This is a genomic window from Burkholderia sp. BCC1972, from assembly GCF_905339605.1.
Lineage (GTDB): Bacteria > Pseudomonadota > Gammaproteobacteria > Burkholderiales > Burkholderiaceae > Burkholderia.
The window spans coordinates 66,222-82,736 of the sequence record NZ_CAJPGH010000028.1 but is presented as its reverse complement, the minus strand read 5'-3'; the positions used below and the strand labels follow the sequence as shown (position 1 = coordinate 82,736).

Annotated in this window: 18 protein-coding genes; 12 read left to right on the top strand and 6 right to left on the bottom strand. The window is 66.9% G+C overall.

Features of this window, described 5'->3' with window-relative positions:
- Window position 1 precedes the first annotated feature (1 nt).
- The 3 genes from U5798_RS30460 to U5798_RS30450 are packed head-to-tail and all read left to right on the top strand — an operon-like array spanning window position 2 to window position 3,157.
- Window positions 2-880 (top strand): 4Fe-4S cluster-binding domain-containing protein, encoded by an 879-nt coding sequence (locus tag U5798_RS30460; protein WP_322084136.1) that lies wholly within the window; start codon window positions 2-4, stop codon window positions 878-880.
- Window positions 877-1,944: an asparagine synthase-related protein gene (locus U5798_RS30455; RefSeq protein WP_322084135.1), complete on the top strand. Its 1,068-nt coding sequence runs from the start codon at window positions 877-879 to the stop codon at window positions 1,942-1,944. Before U5798_RS30460 ends, U5798_RS30455 begins: the two co-directional genes overlap by 4 nt.
- A 7-nt stretch (window positions 1,945-1,951) precedes the next feature.
- Window positions 1,952-3,157: a glycosyltransferase gene (locus tag U5798_RS30450; protein ID WP_322084134.1), complete on the top strand. Its 1,206-nt coding sequence runs from the start codon at window positions 1,952-1,954 to the stop codon at window positions 3,155-3,157.
- Here the strand turns inward: U5798_RS30450 and U5798_RS30445 are convergent.
- Window positions 3,114-3,803, bottom strand: a complete 690-nt coding sequence (locus U5798_RS30445) for a cephalosporin hydroxylase family protein (RefSeq protein ID WP_322084133.1) — start codon at window positions 3,801-3,803, stop codon at window positions 3,114-3,116. The genes U5798_RS30450 and U5798_RS30445 overlap by 44 nt on opposite strands.
- Here U5798_RS30445 and U5798_RS30440 point away from each other — a divergent pair.
- Complete coding sequence (locus U5798_RS30440; protein ID WP_322084132.1) at window positions 3,802-4,794, top strand: phosphotransferase; 993 nt, start codon at window positions 3,802-3,804, stop codon at window positions 4,792-4,794. The genes U5798_RS30445 and U5798_RS30440 overlap by 2 nt on opposite strands.
- Window positions 4,795-4,806: 12 nt before the next feature.
- Here the strand turns inward: U5798_RS30440 and U5798_RS30435 are convergent, their stop codons facing one another.
- On the bottom strand, window positions 4,807-5,385 hold the full coding sequence (locus tag U5798_RS30435; RefSeq protein ID WP_322084131.1) for a polysaccharide deacetylase family protein: 579 nt from the start codon (window positions 5,383-5,385) through the stop codon (window positions 4,807-4,809).
- Between the two features lie 16 nt (window positions 5,386-5,401).
- Entirely contained in the window at window positions 5,402-5,941 is a 540-nt protein-coding gene (locus U5798_RS30430) for a hypothetical protein (RefSeq protein WP_124451977.1), read from the bottom strand.
- A gap of 298 nt (window positions 5,942-6,239) precedes the next feature.
- Between U5798_RS30430 and U5798_RS30425 the strand changes: the two genes are divergently transcribed.
- Window positions 6,240-6,716, top strand: a complete 477-nt coding sequence (locus U5798_RS30425) for a DUF2501 domain-containing protein (RefSeq protein WP_124451975.1) — start codon at window positions 6,240-6,242, stop codon at window positions 6,714-6,716.
- Between the two features lie 150 nt (window positions 6,717-6,866).
- On the opposite strand, the gene U5798_RS30420 is transcribed toward U5798_RS30425, so the two are convergent.
- Both U5798_RS30420 and U5798_RS30415 read right to left on the bottom strand, forming a co-directional pair.
- The gene (locus tag U5798_RS30420; RefSeq protein ID WP_124451973.1) at window positions 6,867-7,232 is read right to left on the bottom strand and encodes a hypothetical protein; all 366 of its coding nucleotides are present in this window, start codon (window positions 7,230-7,232) and stop codon (window positions 6,867-6,869) included.
- A gap of 282 nt (window positions 7,233-7,514) precedes the next feature.
- On the bottom strand, window positions 7,515-8,276 hold the full coding sequence (locus tag U5798_RS30415) for a hypothetical protein (RefSeq protein WP_322084130.1): 762 nt from the start codon (window positions 8,274-8,276) through the stop codon (window positions 7,515-7,517).
- A 124-nt stretch (window positions 8,277-8,400) separates the two neighbouring features.
- On the opposite strand from U5798_RS30415, the gene U5798_RS30410 reads away from it, so the two are divergent.
- From U5798_RS30410 to U5798_RS30400, 3 genes are all read left to right on the top strand, one after another.
- Window positions 8,401-9,717: an aldehyde dehydrogenase family protein gene (locus U5798_RS30410; protein WP_322084129.1), complete on the top strand. Its 1,317-nt coding sequence runs from the start codon at window positions 8,401-8,403 to the stop codon at window positions 9,715-9,717.
- 121 nt (window positions 9,718-9,838) lie between these two features.
- Window positions 9,839-11,029, top strand: coding sequence for a nitronate monooxygenase family protein (locus U5798_RS30405; protein WP_322084128.1), 1,191 nt, complete (start codon window positions 9,839-9,841; stop codon window positions 11,027-11,029).
- Between the two features lie 65 nt (window positions 11,030-11,094).
- Entirely contained in the window at window positions 11,095-11,736 is a 642-nt protein-coding gene (locus U5798_RS30400; RefSeq protein WP_124451965.1) for an OmpW/AlkL family protein, read from the top strand.
- A gap of 74 nt (window positions 11,737-11,810) precedes the next feature.
- On the opposite strand, the gene U5798_RS30395 is transcribed toward U5798_RS30400, so the two are convergent.
- Window positions 11,811-12,014: a DUF1289 domain-containing protein gene (locus U5798_RS30395; protein ID WP_124451963.1), complete on the bottom strand. Its 204-nt coding sequence runs from the start codon at window positions 12,012-12,014 to the stop codon at window positions 11,811-11,813.
- 372 nt (window positions 12,015-12,386) lie between these two features.
- Between U5798_RS30395 and U5798_RS30390 the strand changes: the two genes are divergently transcribed.
- The 4 genes from U5798_RS30390 (at window position 12,387) to U5798_RS30375 (ending at window position 16,469) form a co-directional block, all read left to right on the top strand.
- The gene (locus U5798_RS30390; RefSeq protein ID WP_124451961.1) at window positions 12,387-13,481 is read left to right on the top strand and encodes a polyamine ABC transporter substrate-binding protein; all 1,095 of its coding nucleotides are present in this window, start codon (window positions 12,387-12,389) and stop codon (window positions 13,479-13,481) included.
- Between the two features lie 86 nt (window positions 13,482-13,567).
- Window positions 13,568-14,728 (top strand): ABC transporter ATP-binding protein, encoded by a 1,161-nt coding sequence (locus U5798_RS30385; protein WP_322084127.1) that lies wholly within the window; start codon window positions 13,568-13,570, stop codon window positions 14,726-14,728.
- Entirely contained in the window at window positions 14,725-15,651 is a 927-nt protein-coding gene (locus U5798_RS30380) for an ABC transporter permease subunit (protein ID WP_034186811.1), read from the top strand. The genes U5798_RS30385 and U5798_RS30380 overlap by 4 nt, the downstream gene beginning before the upstream one ends.
- Window positions 15,648-16,469 (top strand): ABC transporter permease subunit, encoded by an 822-nt coding sequence (locus U5798_RS30375; RefSeq protein ID WP_124451955.1) that lies wholly within the window; start codon window positions 15,648-15,650, stop codon window positions 16,467-16,469. The genes U5798_RS30380 and U5798_RS30375 overlap by 4 nt, the downstream gene beginning before the upstream one ends.
- Window positions 16,470-16,515 lie beyond the last annotated feature (46 nt).

The following is a 16,515-nucleotide window of genomic DNA, read 5'->3' as shown; positions in this document are numbered from 1 at the left end:
AGTGAGTGCGAATCCGAACAAGATCCCGAATCCGTCGCCGTCCGGCGAGCGGCAGCATGTCTTTCCGCCGCCGCTCGATCGCGACTACCGCGTCGAAAACGGCCGCATCCGGACGCGCTCGCTGGAAGCGCATATCGTCGATCACTGCAACCTGACCTGCGCGGAATGCTGCTCGCTGTCGCCGCTGTTGCCCGAGTGGCATGCGCGCCCCGAGTCGATCGAGGCCGATCTGCGCAAGGCCGCGAAAGTGTTGAGCCCGCGCATGTTCAAGCTGGTCGGCGGCGAACCGCTGCTGCATCCGGCGCTCGTCGAACTGATCGAACGCGTGCGCGCGACGGGCATTGCGCCCGTGATCTCCGTCACGACGAACGGGCTGAAACTCGGCGAGATGCCCGACGCGTTCTGGCAGGCGGTGGATGCGCTGACGATCTCGCGCTATCCGAAGCCGGCGCTTTCGCCCGACCTGATCGCACATGTCGAACACCAGGCTGCCCGTTTCGACGTGCGCCTGAACTGGAAGGTGCAGGACGTGTTCACGACGATGAATCGCGCGCAGCCCGGCACGGACCGCGACGAAGCGCAGCGCCTCTATCACGATTGCTGGATCCGCGAGCGCTGCCATATGATTCGCGACGGCATGTTCTACACGTGCACGCGTCCCGCGCATTTCCATACGCTCTACAAGGGCGAGAAGGATTTTCAGGCCGACGGCCTGCCGCTGCGCGACGACGCAGGCATGCTCGACGCGATGCTCGCGTATCTGCAACGCGAGGCGCCGCTCGAAGCGTGCCTGCATTGCCAGGGCGGCAGCGCGCCGGTGGCACCGCATCGCATCCTGAAACGCATTGAAGTGGACACCTTGAAGGCTCGTTTTCCATGATCGTCGGCACGCGCGACCCGTTCGGTTTCGATCGTCTGCACTACCATCCGCACAGCGGCGTGTCGGCGTCCGGCATTCGCGCCACGCTGCGTGCGGCGGGACAACCGGCCGGCGCGCCGGACACGGCCGCCATCGCGGGCTACCTGAGCGGCGAGCGTCGCGTCGGCCGCACCGTGCTGCGCGACGTGCTCGCGGTGCCGCCCGGGCACGCGTTGATCCGTTCGCCGGCAGGGCTGACGGTGCAGCCGTCGCCGGAACGGCCGCAGCACGCCGACCTGGACACCGTGCTGCGCGCGTCGCTGCAGCGCGCGCTCGACAGCGGCAAGCGCGTCGCGCTGGCGCTGAGCGGCGGGCTCGATTCGGCGCTGCTGCTTGCGTTGCTGCGCGAACTCGGCGCGCTGCCGCACGTGACGGCGTACATCCTCGCGACCGACATGCCCGACTACTGCGAACTCGACGCGGCGCTCGAACTCGCCATGCAGATTCAGGCGAACGTGAAGATCGTGCGCGCGACCGAGGCCGATTTCGTCGCGGCGCTGCCGAGAACGACCCATGCGGTCGAGGAGCCGATGTTCAATCTGCATCCGGTCGCGAAGCTGTTGCTGGCCGAGGCGATGGCGGCAGACGGCATCGAGGTCGCGATTACCGGCGACGGCGCGGATCAGGTGTTGCGCCGCGACCAGTCGGCCAACTATCTGCCGCTGTGCCACGCGTTGTTCGATGCGGCGTCGGTCGACCTGCATCCGCCGTTCGTCGATGCGGCCGTCGTCGCCCATCTGACGAGCATCGCGCCCGACCCGGACAAGCGATGCCTGCGCGATCTCGGTGCGCGGCTGAACCTGCCCGATCGTCTGGTGCACGGCCCCAAGCGCGGGCGGCTCGCGCCGGCGATGGATCTCGGCGTGCTGCTCGATCGCGACCGCACGCATGCGCTGGCCGACTCGCTCGGGCTTGCCGCGCCCACGTTGCAGGCCGATACCGAACGCGTGTTGTGGGCGACGCTGGCGCTGATCCTCGATCATCTCGCGCACCTTCACGTCGATGCCGTGCATCGCCCAGCCTGAACTGCTCATGAAACGCATCCTGTTCTGCGTGGTGCCCGAGAAGGGCCACGTCAATCCGTGCATCGGTCCGGCCCAGCACCTGCGCGCCGCGGGCTGCAACGTCGCGTTCTACGCGCCGGCCGACATCAGCGCACAGCTCGACGGCGCCGGCGACTTCGCGTTCGTCGGGCCGCGCGAGACGCCCGAGCGCCACGACCTGTCGCGCGGCGAGAGCTTCGCCGCGAACATTCGCGATGCCGGCTGGCTGCGGCATTGGATCCGTACGCTGCTGATCGACCTGGCACCGTCGCAGGTGGACGGCATCCGCGCGGTGCTGCGCGACTGGCGGCCCGACGTGGTCGTGATCGATCCGCTGCTTTATGCGGCCGCGATTGCCGCCGAACTGGAAAGGCTGCCGTGGGTGTCGATGTCGAATTCGCTGAACCCGGTGCTGCCGGACGATCTCGATTCGGAACTGCTGCGCACGGTGCGTTGGCTCGCGCCGGAACGTGCCGATCTGTTTGCGCGCTACGGGCTCGATGCGCGCTTTCGCGGTTGCGATGTCCTGTCGCCGCACCTGACGCTCGCGTTCACGACCGACGCGCTGGTCGGTGCGCCGCCGCCGGGTGTCGAGCTGGTCGGCCCCGCGATGCCGTCGGGCCCGCGCGGCGACGAGACGGCGTTCCCGTGGGAGCGGATCGACGCCGCTCGCCCGCTCGTCTACATGTCGCTCGGCAGCCAGCTTTACTACCACCCGGACCTGTTCGCGAAGGTGATCGACGCGACGCGCGCGACGTCGGCGCAACTGGTGCTGTCGGTGGGCGAACTGGTCGACTCGGACCTGCTGCCGGCCGCCGACGAGCGTGTGATCGCCGTGCGTTATGCGCCGCAACTGGCGCTGCTGCGGCACACGCACGCGTTCGTCAGCCACGGCGGCGCGAATTCGGTGATGGAGTCGCTCGCGTGCGGCGTGCCGATGCTGCTGTCGCCGTTCTGCAACGACCAGTTCCATTCGGCGCACTTCGTCGAGCGGGCCGGTGCGGGGTGCGTGCTCGATCTGCAGCAGGCCGGCGTCGCGGCGATTGCCGATGCGCTCGAACGCCTGTTGCGTCCCGGTTCGCTGCGCGAGCACGCGGCGCGCATCCGCGACAGCTACGTGCGCGACGGCTCGGCGGAGGCGGCGCGCCTGATCAGCGCACTCGCTTCAGGAAACCGCCTGGCGACAGTGTCATGAGCACGCGGTCCTCGATGTCGAAGTCGGCTTCGAACCGGTCGTCGCGCGCGAGAAATTCACGCGCGGCCGTCGCCGGATTGTTGCCGCGGCCGTAAGGCTTGCCGTCGAACATCGACTCGGGCAGATACTCCATGATGGTATCCATCACGATCGCGTAGCTGCCGGGCGTCACGAGCGGCGCATAGCATTCGAGTTCGCGCAGCACGTGCGCATGCGTATGCGTGAGGTCGAGGATCGCCATCACGCGCGCGCCGTCGCCGATTTGCGCGCGTACCGACGCGAGCGTGCCGGCTGCGCACGAATCGCCTTCGATCAGCGTCATGCGATGGGCGAGCCGGTGCGATTGCAGGCGCTGCCTGACTTCGTTGCGCAGGCGCGGTTCGATCGCGACGACGCGGCCGTGCTCGCCGGCCAGTTCCAGCATCGACGCGGAGAACACGACGCCGCCGCCCGCCGCGATGCCGGTCTGCACGATGCAGTCGGGGCGCTCGCGCCAGATCAGCTCCTGGAGCGCGAGCATGTCGCCGGGCAGATGGAAGAAGCGCTCGCCGAGCCAGCGCGTCTGGAACAGATGATCGAATTCGGCAGCGCGCGTCAGCCATTCGATATTGATGTCCCGCATGCGGGCCGAAGGACGCTCTGACATGGTCAATGCAACGAGTAGGAGTGACGTGAAAACGCTGGAACCGTGGCTGCGCCGGTACTGGAACATCGTGCCGGCACGCGTGCACGCGCTGGCATCGGGCCATACTAACAAAACGTATCTCGTCGAGTGCGACGCGGGGCGCGCGGTGCTGCGCGTGTCGTGGCCCGGCAAGCCGGTCGAGCAGGTGCATCGCGAGGCGTCGATACTCGGTCGTCTCGGCGATTCGCGCACGGGGCCGATCTTGCCCGCGCTGCCGCGGCTGCGGCCGACCGTCGATGCGCAAGCCGGCGTGCAGGTCGACGATGGACGCTGGCTGCACCTGTTCGAACATATCGACGGCCAGCCCGGCCTGCCGCATGACGCTCACGCGGGGGCGATCGATGCGATGCGCGCGCTGGCACATCTGCATGCGGCACTGGCCGCGATACCCGTGAACGCATCGACGCCGCTGGCGTGGCTCTCCTCGCGCCATGCGCGCGTGGCGTCGCGCTCGATGCCGTCGCTGCCGGGCGGCCTGAGCGGCGATTACGCCACGGCGATCGGGCGGATCGGCGCACATCTCGATGCCGCCGCTCACTGGCTGACAGGGCCGGTGCACTGGCTGCACGGCGACTATCACGCGGGCAACCTGCTGTATGTCGGGCACGCGGTGAACGGCGTGCTGGATTTCGACGATGCGGGGCAGGGTGCGCAGTGGCTCGAGGCGGCCTTTGCGCTGTTCGCGCTGTCGCGTGATGCGGGCCGGGACGATCGCTTCGTGTTCGATGCGCCGCGATGGGAGGCCGGCTTGCTCGCCTATGCGGCGATGCGGTCCGATGCCGTGCCGGGCTGGATGCGCGCCAATCGCGATGCGCTGGCGATGCTGTTCTGCGCGGACCAGACGCTGATTCATCTGGAAGCCGCACAGCGCGGCTTGTGGGTGCCGGGGCCCGGCATCGGCTTTCTCGGTGGCTGGCGGCAGTTGCTGGACAGCGCGGCACCGGGACGCTGACCGGCCGCTGCTTCAGTCCTGCCGATTCAGGAACAGGCGTACGGCTTCGACGGTGTTGGGCCGCGCTTCGCCATGTCGCGACCCGTCGTGCATGCAGAACAGCACGTCGCGATGTTTCGCCAGGCTGGCGTCGACATGCGCGCACATCGCGTCGAACAGCGCCTGCGGCGACGGCGCGGGGCGCTGCCAGTCGTCCAGTATCGCGGTCCAGCCCGTGTGTTCGCGCTGCAATCGCGCCAGCACGCCGGCGCGCTCGTCCTGCGGCATCAGCCCGTAGGGAAGACGCAGCGGGATCGCGTCCGGCGCGGCCACGCCGGCCATGCGACAGGCATCGCGGATCAGCGCGTCGGTCGCCTCAATCTCGTCGATCAGTGCGTCGTTCGCCAGGGCGCCCGGCCTTGCGTGCGAATGCGTGTGATTGCCGAGCCGGTGGCCTTCGCGCGCCATTCTCGCGGCGACGTCGAGTGCGCCCTCCAGATTTTTACCGAGCAGGAAGAAGGTTGCCTTGCACGATGCGTCGCGCAGGACGTCGAGCAACGCAGGTGTCGACGGGCCGGGGCCGTCGTCGAAGCTGAGGTGAATGGATGTCATGGATCGACCGCGTCGCTCACTGAACCGGCTCGATGGCCAGCGGACAGGTGCCGATCGGGCGCAAGCGCGTGCCGGTCCATTCGTAGAAGAACCGGGCCGCCTTCGCATGGTTGTCGTCGCAAGCGTCGTTGAAGCAGCCGGCGACGATCAGCAGCGTGCTGCCGGCGCGGAACTCGACGCGCTCGTCGTCGTTGCCCATCACGCCCGAGATGGCCGTCACGCCCGGCATCGTATAGGTCGCGCCGGTGACCTTGTCGACGATCGCGAAATTCCGGCAATCCGTGCCGCAACCCCAGATCGCCACGCGATAGTGACCGGCAAAATTGGCCGGTTGCGTGAATGCGTCGCGAATCACGGTGCGGTACAGGCGCGCTTCCTTGCTGGTCAACCGGGGCGATGCGGCCGGCTTGCGCGGCGCGCTGGCGGCCGGTGCCGGATAACGGTCGAACGAAGGTGACGGGCATGCAGGGGCGGGCGCCGCAGCGGCCGTGCCGCAACCGGCGAGCAGCGCGGCCGATGCGCCGGCGATCCGCAGAAATCGATGGGCAAGCGCCACGCGAGCATCCTTCATGGTCGAGGTTGAGATCGGGCCGGAGGGTCCGAACGGCCGGCGACGATGATTCTAAGGCGCTTCATGTGCGCCGGCGAGACGAGATGACGATCGCCGGTACGCGCATTCGATCGCTTGTCGAGCCTGCGATGCCGGCCGGCACGCCGTCAAGCATTGTCAAATCGCCGCGATATCACGATGCCTGACGTTTCGGCCCATGCGTGAAGGCTGTCATGCACGGGTCGATTGAGTATCCTTGGATTCGATTCGCGGCACTCACTCAGTCACAACCGGGAGGCTTCACATGAATGCACGTCTATGCCGCGCGACCGTTGCCGGCGCGCTGATCGGATTGCTCGCACCGTTTTCGGTGGCCCATGCGCAGCTTGGCGATGTCCTGAAACAGGTCGGCGGCGGCGATTCGGGCGGCAGCGCGGGCGGTGCGCTCGGCAACCTCGGCGGCCTAGGCGGCGCGCTGACGGGCGGCGGCGGTGCGTCGCTGACACCGGGCAGCACCGGCAACGTCGCGGGCCTGCTGCAGTTCTGCATCCAGAACAACTATCTCGGCGGCGCGTCCGGCGGCGCAGCGTCGGTGAAGGACGCGCTGATGGGCAAGCTCGGCGGCAATGCGTCGTCGGACAGCGGCTATACGAGCGGCGCGAGCGGGATCCTCGACGCCGGCAACGGCGGCAAGCTCGACCTGAGCGGCGGCGGGCTGAAGCAGCAGGTGACCAGGCAGATCTGCGACAAGGTGCTGACGCAGGCGAAGTCGCTGCTGTAAGCGCAGCGGCACGCCGCGTGCGTGCCGGCACCAGAGGGGCGCGCGTGCACCGTAACGCGTCAGCAATTCAGACTGTGACGTCCGGCACGGTGGAACGACCATCGCGCAAAGCGATGCCGTGGCCGCGCGCACGCGGCCGCGACGGACGGCTCAATCGGCCAGCCGCTTGTCCGCGAGCGCCTTGCAGCAGTCTTCGTACACCCATTGCACGAGTTTCGCGCGGTAGTCGAGATCGTCGGTATCGACGATTTCCTCGACTGCGTCGCGCGCCCACGACGCGTCGACGAACCCCGCATGCCGCTTCGCGATGTCCTGCGCCAGCGCCGCGAGCTTCGCGACCGCGAGCCAGTCGGCCTGGCGGTGATGGCGGTCGAGCCAGCGGTGCGCAGCCTGGACCTGGAACGCGGCGTCCGGCCACGATTCGTTGAGGTAAAACGCGCCGAGGTTGCCGCAGGTGAGCCAGCAAAGCAGTTCAAGGCGATCTTGCGAGCCGAGGAGATGGGGTGCGTCGGTCATGGCAGCGCTCACGAAATGCGTCGATTCCGGGCGGCGCCGGTTGCAATGGGCCGGTGCCGATAATAAAAACATAGCACGATGCGGGCCCGCCCGCGCACCCGGGTGGATGCTGACGTGGCGGCGGCGAGACGGACGCGGCGCGTGCGTTCATGGCCTGCGGCAGAGGAAGGGGGGAGCGGGAACGGAAAGTGCGCGAAAGCGCAGGAACGGACGGCCGGGCGCGGCCGCTTTCGCCGCGAAGCGGGCCCGTCGCCGGGCCCGCCGCAGCCCGGCGGGCGGGGTTCAGGTCGGCGTGTGCGTGGCGCGCGCGATCGAGCGGATGCTGCGCTCGACGCGGATCAGGATGATCAGCACCGCCAGCGACACGAACGAATACAGTGCGACGAGCGCGGCGGCGCCGGCGTAGCGCGCGGTCTGGCCGTTCTCGGCGGCCGTGTCTTCCGCGGCCTTCTTCTCGTTCTCGATCGCGGTGCGGCGTGCGTCGTAGCGCTCGGAGAAATCGCGCATGACGGCCGACACGATGTCGGTGTACGCCTGCTCGCGCGCATACTCGTCGCCGTGTGCGGTGACCTTCTTCTTCACGCCGGCTGCGACGTCGGCGCGCGACAGCACCTTGTCGAGATACGCGATCTGCTGCTCGAAGTAGCCGATATCCGGGTGGTCGTCGTCGCCGAGCACGCGCTGGAACGACGGCTCGTACGCGTCGCGGTCGACCGCGTAGTCGGGCGACAGGGCCGTGCGGCCGTGCTTCTGCACGATGGCGGACAACTGCGTCGACAGGCGCAGCGCGGGCGACGCGCTGTCTTCCGTGGCGGCGCCGCCGCCGGCGGCCGGCGCGGCCTTGGCGGGTGCGTCGTTCTCCCACGCGAACGATGCGGGATCGACCTGGATGGCCGATTCGACTTTCTGTGGCTTCGACAGGCGTGCGTCGAGTGCGACCGCGCCGAAAATGACCCCGCCGATCAGCACGGCGGTCGCGAACAGCAGCACGATCACGCGCAGTACCTGAAGATAGCCGCCCTCGATTCTGGTCAGGATGCTCAAGGCATTCTCCTTTCTTATGATGAATGAGGCGCCGAGGCTAAGGTCCTTTCGAATGGCTGTCAATCGTCACGCCGGCCGACCGGAACGCTCGCTAGAATGTCTGCTTTCCTGGAGGCGGAAAACGATGAAAATCTACGACCAGTTCTACATCGACGGCGCATGGCGCAAACCGGCCGGAACCGGCACGATCGATGTGATCGACTCGGGCACCGAGGCCGTGATCGGGCGGATTCCCGAAGGCGTCGCAGCCGACGCACATGACGCGATCCGCGCGGCGCGCGCGGCCTTCGATGCATGGGCGGCCACGCCGCCCGCGACGCGCGCGGGCTATCTGCGCAAGATCGTCGAACATCTGCAGGCGCGCAGCGAGGAACTCGCGCAATCGATCACCGGCGAAGTCGGAATGCCGATCAAGCTGTCGCGCGCGATCCAGGTCGGCGGCCCGATCTACAACTGGAAGGCGTACGCGAAGCTTGCCGAGTCGTTCGAATTCGAGGCACAGGTCGGCAACTCGCTCGTCGTGCGCGAGCCGGTCGGCGTGGTCGCGGCGATCACGCCGTGGAACTACCCGCTGAACCAGGTCACGCTGAAGGTCGCGCCGGCGCTCGCGGCCGGCTGCACGGTCGTCCTGAAGCCGTCCGAAGTCGCGCCGCTCAACGCGTTCATGCTCGCCGAAGCGATTCACGAGGCCGGGCTGCCGGCCGGGGTGTTCAACCTCGTGTGCGGCTATGGGCCGGTCGTCGGCGAGGTGCTGGCCACCGATCCGGACGTCGACATGGTGTCGTTCACGGGCTCGACGCGCGCGGGCAAGCGCGTGGCCGAACTGGCGGCCGCGGGCGTCAAGCGCGTCGCGCTGGAGCTGGGCGGCAAGTCGGCGTCGGTGATCCTGGACGACGCCGATTTCGCGGCGGCCGAAACGTACGTCGCGGGCGATCCGCGGCAGGACGCGACGCGCCTCGGCGCACTCGCGTCGGCCGTGCAGCAGCAGCGCGTGCAGGCGTACATCCAGCGCGGCATCGACGAAGGCGCGGAACTCGTGACGGGCGGCACGGGCCTGCCGGAAGGCGTGGCGAAGGGCTTCTTCGTGAAGCCGACGGTGTTCGGCCGCGTCGATCCGAAATCGACGATCGCGCAGGAGGAGATCTTCGGGCCGGTGCTGTCGATCATCACGTATCGCGATGAAGACGAGGCCGTGCGCATCGCGAACGATTCGCCGTACGGGCTCGGCGGCGCGGTGTGGGCCGGCAGCGACGAACGCGCGATGCGCGTCGCGCGCCGCATCCGCACGGGACAGGTCGACATCAACGGCGGCACGTGGAACATGGCCGCGCCGTTCGGCGGCTACAAGCAGTCGGGGCACGGCCGCGAGAACGGCGTGTACGGGCTCGAAGAGTATCTCGAGTACAAGTCGATGCAGTTGAAGCCGGCGAAGCCCGCCTGAGCGCTTCGCGTGGCATGAAACGGAAACGGCGCGCGCGCGCCGTTTTTTTATTGACGGCCGTCAAGGTGCGCGTCGCTGGATCGTCGATCATCGCGGTTCCGATGTTCCGACGAGGTTTCAGATGACCGTACGCACTTCCTTTCCGCCGCTGACGATTCGCGGCCGCACCTTGCTGCCCGTCGTGCAGGGCGGCATGGGCGTCGGCATCTCCGCGCACCGGCTGGCCGGCAGCGTCGCGCGCGAAGGCGCGGTCGGCACGATCGCGAGCATCGACCTGCGCCACCATCACGCGGACCTGCTCGCCCGCTGCCGCGCGCAACCCGATCGCGCGACGCTCGAAGCCGCGAACCTCGAGGCGCTCGCACGCGAGATCCGTCTCGCGAAGACCTACGGCGAAGGGCGCGGCATGATCGCGGTCAACGTGATGAAGGCGGTGAGCGCGCACGCCGACTACGTGCGTGTCGCGTGCGACGAGGGCGCGAACGCGATCGTGATGGGCGCGGGTCTGCCGCTCGATCTGCCCGACCTCACGCAAGGGCACGACATCGCGCTGATCCCGATCCTGTCGGACAGCCGCGGGATCGCGCTGGTGCTGAAGAAGTGGATGAAGAAGGGACGCCTGCCCGACGCGATCGTGATCGAGCATCCGGCGCACGCGGGCGGCCACCTCGGCGTCACGCAGATCGACGACATGCACGATCACCGTTTCGACTTTGCACGCGTGCTCGACGAGACCGCGCAGGTGATGGCGTCGCTCGGTCTCGAGCGCGAAACGATTCCGTTGATCGTTGCGGGCGGCGTCAACAGTCACGACACGGTGCGCGCGGCATTCGCGGCCGGCGCGAACGGCGTGCAGGTCGGTACGCCGTTCGCGGTGACGGAAGAGGGCGATGCGCATCCGCACTTCAAGCGCGTGCTCGCCGACGCGACGCCCGACGACATCGTCGAATTCGTCAGCGTGACGGGGCTGCCCGCACGCGCGGTGAAGACGCCGTGGCTCGATCGTTACCTGCGCAACGAGACGCGCATCCGCACCAAGCTCGGCGCGCTGAAGCAGCGCTGCCCGACCGCGCTCGAATGCCTGAGCGTTTGCGGCCTGCGCGACGGCATCGAGAAGTTCGGCCACTTCTGTATCGACACGCGGCTCGCGGCCGCGCTGCGCGGCGACGTCGCGAACGGGCTGTTCTTCCGCGGCCGCGAAGCGTTGCCGTTCGGCCGTGCGATCCGCAGCGTGCGCGATCTGCTCGACCTGCTGCTGACCGGCAATGCGACCGAGCCTGCGGCAAACCGTCCCACGTTTACGCTGGCTTGATGAATATCAAGATGGCGAAAAGACCCTACGGGGAGAATGGAAACCATTCTTTGGGGGTCCGTACCATGCATAAAACGATTCGAACTTGTGTCACCGCTGCCGCTCTCGCGGCGAGTCTGCTCGCGATGCCCTCGCTGTCGCACGCGGCATCGCCGGGCGACGGCATCAACCAGGGTGACGTACTGGTTCGGCTTCGCGCGATCAGCATCCAGCCGAACGAGCGCGCGAGCGACACGCTCGGCGCAATCAACACGGGCGTGAACAACGCGATCGTGCCGGAGCTCGACTTCACGTACATGATCCGCGACTACCTCGGTGTCGAGCTGATCCTCGGCACGTCGCGGCACCAGCTGACGTCGAGCCTCGGCAATCTCGGCGGCGTGGGCGTCCTGCCGCCGACGCTGCTGCTGCAGTATCACTTCAACCATGCGGGCAAGGTGCGTCCGTACGTCGGCGCCGGGTTGAACTACACGTACTTCTACAACAACGGGCTGAACGTCGGCGGGGAAGGCGTGTCGATCAACAAGAGCAGCTTCGGTCCCGCACTGCAGTTCGGCGTGGACGTGCAGCTGACGAAGAAGGTGTTCATGAACGTCGACGTGAAGAAGATCTGGATGAGCACCGATGCGACGCTGGGCGACAAGGGCATCGGCACGCTGCACATCGATCCGCTGATCGTGGGCGTGGGCGTCGGGATGAAGTTCTGACGCGGCAGGAAAAGGACAGAGTTGGGGTTGGCGGCATGGCGGTCGGCATGCCGCTTTTTTTATGTCCGGCGGATTTACAGCTTGTCGTACTGGAAGCGCATCGCGGTGCCTTCGCGCGAGATGCGCTCCCACACCGCGCGCTTTTCCTCGTCGCTCAGGAATACCCAGTTCGACACTTCGGCGGCCGTGCGGCCGCAACCCTTGCAGACTTCGTCGAAGAGGGTCGAGCACACGCCGATGCAGGGGCTGTCGGGCAGGTCGTGGAGATTGGAGGCCATCGGAAGGGTTCGCGCAGTTGAATCGTCAACCGCCATTTTAATGCATCGCGGCCGCCGGGTCGGGCGGCGCCGGCCGGCATGCTGTCCGGCTGCACGCCCGGTACGCGAACGCGGTTTCGCCACCGCCTGTTTTTCCCGGTGGACAGACGCCGATTACCCGATAGAATTCCCCCGGAACGCCCCGTCGCACGGGCGGCCCGACGGGCCGGCGGCGGGAATCTGTTCCGTTTGCGCGACACCGGCATGATTTTTTTGTGACGGGGCGCGAATGATGGTAGTTTTCGGGGTTTTCGAGGGGCGGCGCGCCAGAATGCGCCGCCATGACGAGGCAGACGGCAGCCGGGCAACGCGTCCGGCCGGAGGGAGAACGGGATGAAAGCAAAGGTAGTGGGCCGGTTCGCAGCGCTCGCGCTGTGCGTGGGTGCGTCGGCGGCAGCGGCGAAGGATACGCAGCTCAATGTCTATAACTGGTCGGACTACATTGCGAAGGACACGATCCCGAACTTCGAGAAGCAGGCGGGCGTGAAGGTCCGCTACGACAACTACGACAGCGACGACACGCTGCAGGCGAAGCTGCTGACCGGCAGCTCGGGCTACGACATCGTCGTGCCGACCAGCAACTACGCGGGCAAGCAGATCGCCGCCGGCATCTTCACGCCGCTCGACAAGTCGAAGCTGCCGAACCTCAAGTATCTCGATCCGCAACTGATGGCGCTCGTCGCCGGCGCGGATCCGGGCAACAAGTACTCGGTGCCCTGGGCGTACGGCACGACCGGTCTCGCGTACAACCTGACGAAGGCGCAGCAGGCGCTCGGCAAGGCGCCGCTCGACAACTGGGACATCCTGTTCAAGCCGGAAAACATCTCGAAGCTGAAGAGCTGCGGCGTGTCGGTGCTCGACGCGCCCGACCAGATGTTCGCGGCGACGCTGCACTACATCGGCAAGGATCCGATGAGCACGAACCCGGCCGACTACAAGGCCGCGATGGAAGTGCTGAAGAAGATCCGTCCGTACATCACGCAATTCAACTCGTCGGGCTACATCAACGACCTGGTCGGCGGCGACATCTGCTTCGCGTTCGGCTGGTCGGGCGACGTCGTGATCGCGAAGCATCGCGCGATCGAGGCGAAGAAGCCGTACAAGGTCGAGTACTACATTCCGAAGGGCGGCGCGCCGGTGTGGTTCGACGTGATGGCGATCCCGAAGGACGCGAAGAACAAGGATGCCGCGCTGCAGTGGATCAACTACATCGAGGATCCGAAGGTGCACGCGGCGATCACGAACGCGGTGTACTACCCGAGCGCCAACGCCGAGGCCCGCAAGTACGTGCGGCCCGACGTGGCGAACGACCCGGCCGTCTACCCGCCGGCCGACGTCGTGAAGACGCTGTTCCTGCTCAAGCCGCTGCCGCCTGAAATCCAGCGTCTGCAGACGCGTCTGTGGACCGAGCTGAAGTCGGGCCGCTGACGCGAGCCGAAGTGAACCAGCAGTCATGAAGCCCCTGGTGCCCCCGGGGGCTTTGTTCGTCTAACGCAGGAGAGAAGCAGCACATCATGAATAGCCAGTCGGGTGCGCCGGTTGCGGGCGCGCCGTTCTCCGTTTCCTCCTCCGGCGCCGATGCGCGCGCCGAGAACTTTGTCCAGATCGTCGACGTCGTCAAGAAATTCGGCGACACCGAAGCCGTGCGCAGCGTCAACCTGACCGTGCGCCAGGGCGAGCTGTTCGCGCTGCTCGGCAGCTCGGGCTGCGGCAAGTCGACGTTGCTGCGCATGCTCGCCGGGCTGGAGACGGCGACCTCCGGCAGGATCTTCGTCGACGGCGAGGACCTCGCGTCGCTGCCGCCGTACCGCCGCCCCGTGAACATGATGTTCCAGTCGTACGCGCTGTTCCCGCACATGACGGTCGAATCGAACGTCGCGTTCGGCCTGAAGCAGGAAGGCACGCCGAAAAACGAGATCAAGGAGCGCGTGGCCGATGCGCTCGCGCTCGTGCAGATGAGCAAGTACGCGCAGCGCAAGCCGCATCAGCTCTCCGGCGGCCAGCAGCAGCGCGTCGCGCTGGCGCGCTCGCTGGTCAAGCGCCCGAAGCTGCTGCTGCTCGACGAGCCGATGTCCGCGCTCGACAAGAAGATCCGCCAGAAGACCCAGCTCGAGCTCGTGAACATCATCGAGAAGGTCGACGTGACCTGCGTGATGGTCACGCACGACCAGGAAGAGGCGATGACGATGGCCAGCCGCCTCGCGGTGATGAGCGAAGGCAAGATCGTGCAGATCGGCTCGCCGAACGAAGTGTACGAATACCCGAACAGCCGCTTCTCGGCCGAGTTCATCGGCTCGACGAACCTGTTCGACGGCGTGACCGTCGAGGACGAGCCCGACCACGTGTACATCGAGTCGCCGGAACTGCCGAGCCGGCTGTACGTGAGCCACGGGATCTCGGGCCCGCTCGGGATGCCGGTCACGGTGTCGGTGCGCCCCGAGCGGATCGCGCTCACGCGCAAGCCGCCCGAAGGCGCGTTCAACTGGGCGCGCGGCCGGATCAGCAACGTCGCGTACATGGGCGGCTATTCGCTTTATCACGTGAAGCTCGACGGCGGCAAGACGGTGATCGCGAACGTGTCGAGCCTCGCGATTTCCGAGCTCGACACGCCGGCGCTCGGCGACGAGATCTACGTGCGCTGGAGCGCGACGGCCGGTGTGGTGCTGACGTCATGAACGCGTTCAAGTCCCTGCTCGAGTGGCCGGTGCGGCGCTTCAACCTGACGGGCGCGTCGGCGGTCGTCGCCGGGCCGTTCACGTGGCTCGTGCTGTTCTTCCTCGTGCCGTTCGTGCTGGTCGTCAAGATCAGCTTCGCGGAGCTGCAGCTCGGCATTCCGCCGTACACGGAACTCGCGTCGTATACCGACGGCGTCGTGCATATCGCGCTGAACCTGTCGCACTACGCGTTCCTGTTCACGGACAGCCTGTATTTCGCGACCTACGTGAACTCGGTGTGGGTGGCCGCGATCACGACGCTGCTGTGTCTGCTGGTCGGCTATCCGATGGCGTACTACATCGCGCGTTCGAATCCGGCGACCCGCAACCTGCTGATGATGGGCGTGATGCTGCCGTTCTGGACGTCGTTCCTGATCCGCGTGTACGCGTGGATCGGCATCCTGAAGAACAACGGGCTGCTGAACAACTTCCTGATGTGGATCGGCCTCACGCATACGCCGATCGAGCTGTACCGCACGAACTACGCGGTCTACATCGGGATGGTGTATTCGTACCTGCCGTTCCTCGTGATGCCGCTCTACGCGCACCTCGTGAAGATGGACCTGCGCCTGCTCGAGGCCGCGTACGACCTCGGCGCGAAGCCGTGGAAGGCGTTCGTGCAGATCACGCTGCCGCTGTCGAAGAACGGGATCATCGCGGGCTGCCTGCTGGTGTTCATCCCGGCGGTCGGCGAGTACGTGATTCCGGAGCTGCTCGGCGGCGCGAACACGCTGATGATCGGCCGCGTGATGTGGAACGAGTTCTTCAACAACGCAGACTGGCCGATGGCGTCGGCCGTGACCTGCGCGATGGTGCTGCTGCTGCTCGTGCCGATGGCGATGTTCCAGCACTTCCAGGCGAAGGAACAGGGAGGCCGTCGATGAAGCCGAATCGTTACCTGCAGTTCGCGGCGCTGTTTGCCGGCTTCGCGTTCCTGTACATCCCGATCCTCAGCCTGATCGTCTACTCGTTCAACGAGTCGAAGCTCGTCACCGTGTGGTCGGGTTTCTCGTTCCGCTGGTACGCGGCGCTCGTGGAGGATGACGAGCTGCTGACGGCCGCATGGCTGTCGCTGAAGATCGGCGTGCTGACCGCGTTCGCGTCGGTGTTCATCGGCACATGGGCCGGTTTCGTGCTCGCGCGCATGGGACGCTTTCGCGGCTTCGCGCTGTTCAGCGGGATGATCAACGCGCCGCTTGTGATCCCCGAGGTGATCCAGGGGATCTCGCTGCTGCTGCTGTTCATCGAGCTCGCGAAGTGGATCGGCTGGCCGGCCGAGCGCGGCGTGTTCACGATCTGGCTCGGCCACGTGATGCTGTGCATCTCGTACGTCGCGATCATCGTGCAGTCGCGCGTGCGCGAGCTGAACCCGTCGCTGGAAGAAGCTGCGCTCGATCTCGGTGCGACGCCGCTGAAGGTGTTCTTCACGATCACGCTGCCGCTGATCTCGCAGGCGCTGATCGCCGGCTGGCTGCTGTCGTTCACGCTGTCGATCGACGACCTCGTGCTGTCGGCGTTCCTGTCGGGCCCCGGCTCGACGACGCTGCCGCTCGTCGTGTTCTCGCGCGTGCGCCTCGGCCTGAACCCGGAGATGAACGCGCTCGCGACGCTGTTCATCGTCGCGGTGACGGCCGGCGTCGTGATCGCGAACTTCGTGATGCTGCGCCAGGAACGCAAGCGGATGGCAGGATACGCGGCCTGATCCACAGGTTGCGGCCGCAATGAAAAACGCCCGGTGCCGACGACGA

Coding starts and splice junctions, on each gene's coding strand:
- U5798_RS30440 (WP_322084132.1), top strand. CDS start 3,802: ATGGTCAATGCAACGAGTAGGAGTGACGTGAAAACGCTGGAACCGTGG.
- U5798_RS30375 (WP_124451955.1), top strand. CDS start 15,648: ATGAAGCCGAATCGTTACCTGCAGTTCGCGGCGCTGTTTGCCGGCTTC.
- U5798_RS30400 (WP_124451965.1), top strand. CDS start 11,095: ATGCATAAAACGATTCGAACTTGTGTCACCGCTGCCGCTCTCGCGGCG.
- U5798_RS30410 (WP_322084129.1), top strand. CDS start 8,401: ATGAAAATCTACGACCAGTTCTACATCGACGGCGCATGGCGCAAACCG.
- U5798_RS30425 (WP_124451975.1), top strand. CDS start 6,240: ATGAATGCACGTCTATGCCGCGCGACCGTTGCCGGCGCGCTGATCGGA.
- U5798_RS30420 (WP_124451973.1), bottom strand. CDS start 7,232: ATGACCGACGCACCCCATCTCCTCGGCTCGCAAGATCGCCTTGAACTG.
- U5798_RS30445 (WP_322084133.1), bottom strand. CDS start 3,803: ATGTCAGAGCGTCCTTCGGCCCGCATGCGGGACATCAATATCGAATGG.
- U5798_RS30385 (WP_322084127.1), top strand. CDS start 13,568: ATGAATAGCCAGTCGGGTGCGCCGGTTGCGGGCGCGCCGTTCTCCGTT.
- U5798_RS30395 (WP_124451963.1), bottom strand. CDS start 12,014: ATGGCCTCCAATCTCCACGACCTGCCCGACAGCCCCTGCATCGGCGTG.
- U5798_RS30450 (WP_322084134.1), top strand. CDS start 1,952: ATGAAACGCATCCTGTTCTGCGTGGTGCCCGAGAAGGGCCACGTCAAT.
- U5798_RS30455 (WP_322084135.1), top strand. CDS start 877: ATGATCGTCGGCACGCGCGACCCGTTCGGTTTCGATCGTCTGCACTAC.
- U5798_RS30405 (WP_322084128.1), top strand. CDS start 9,839: ATGACCGTACGCACTTCCTTTCCGCCGCTGACGATTCGCGGCCGCACC.
- U5798_RS30435 (WP_322084131.1), bottom strand. CDS start 5,385: ATGACATCCATTCACCTCAGCTTCGACGACGGCCCCGGCCCGTCGACA.
- U5798_RS30380 (WP_034186811.1), top strand. CDS start 14,725: ATGAACGCGTTCAAGTCCCTGCTCGAGTGGCCGGTGCGGCGCTTCAAC.
- U5798_RS30390 (WP_124451961.1), top strand. CDS start 12,387: ATGAAAGCAAAGGTAGTGGGCCGGTTCGCAGCGCTCGCGCTGTGCGTG.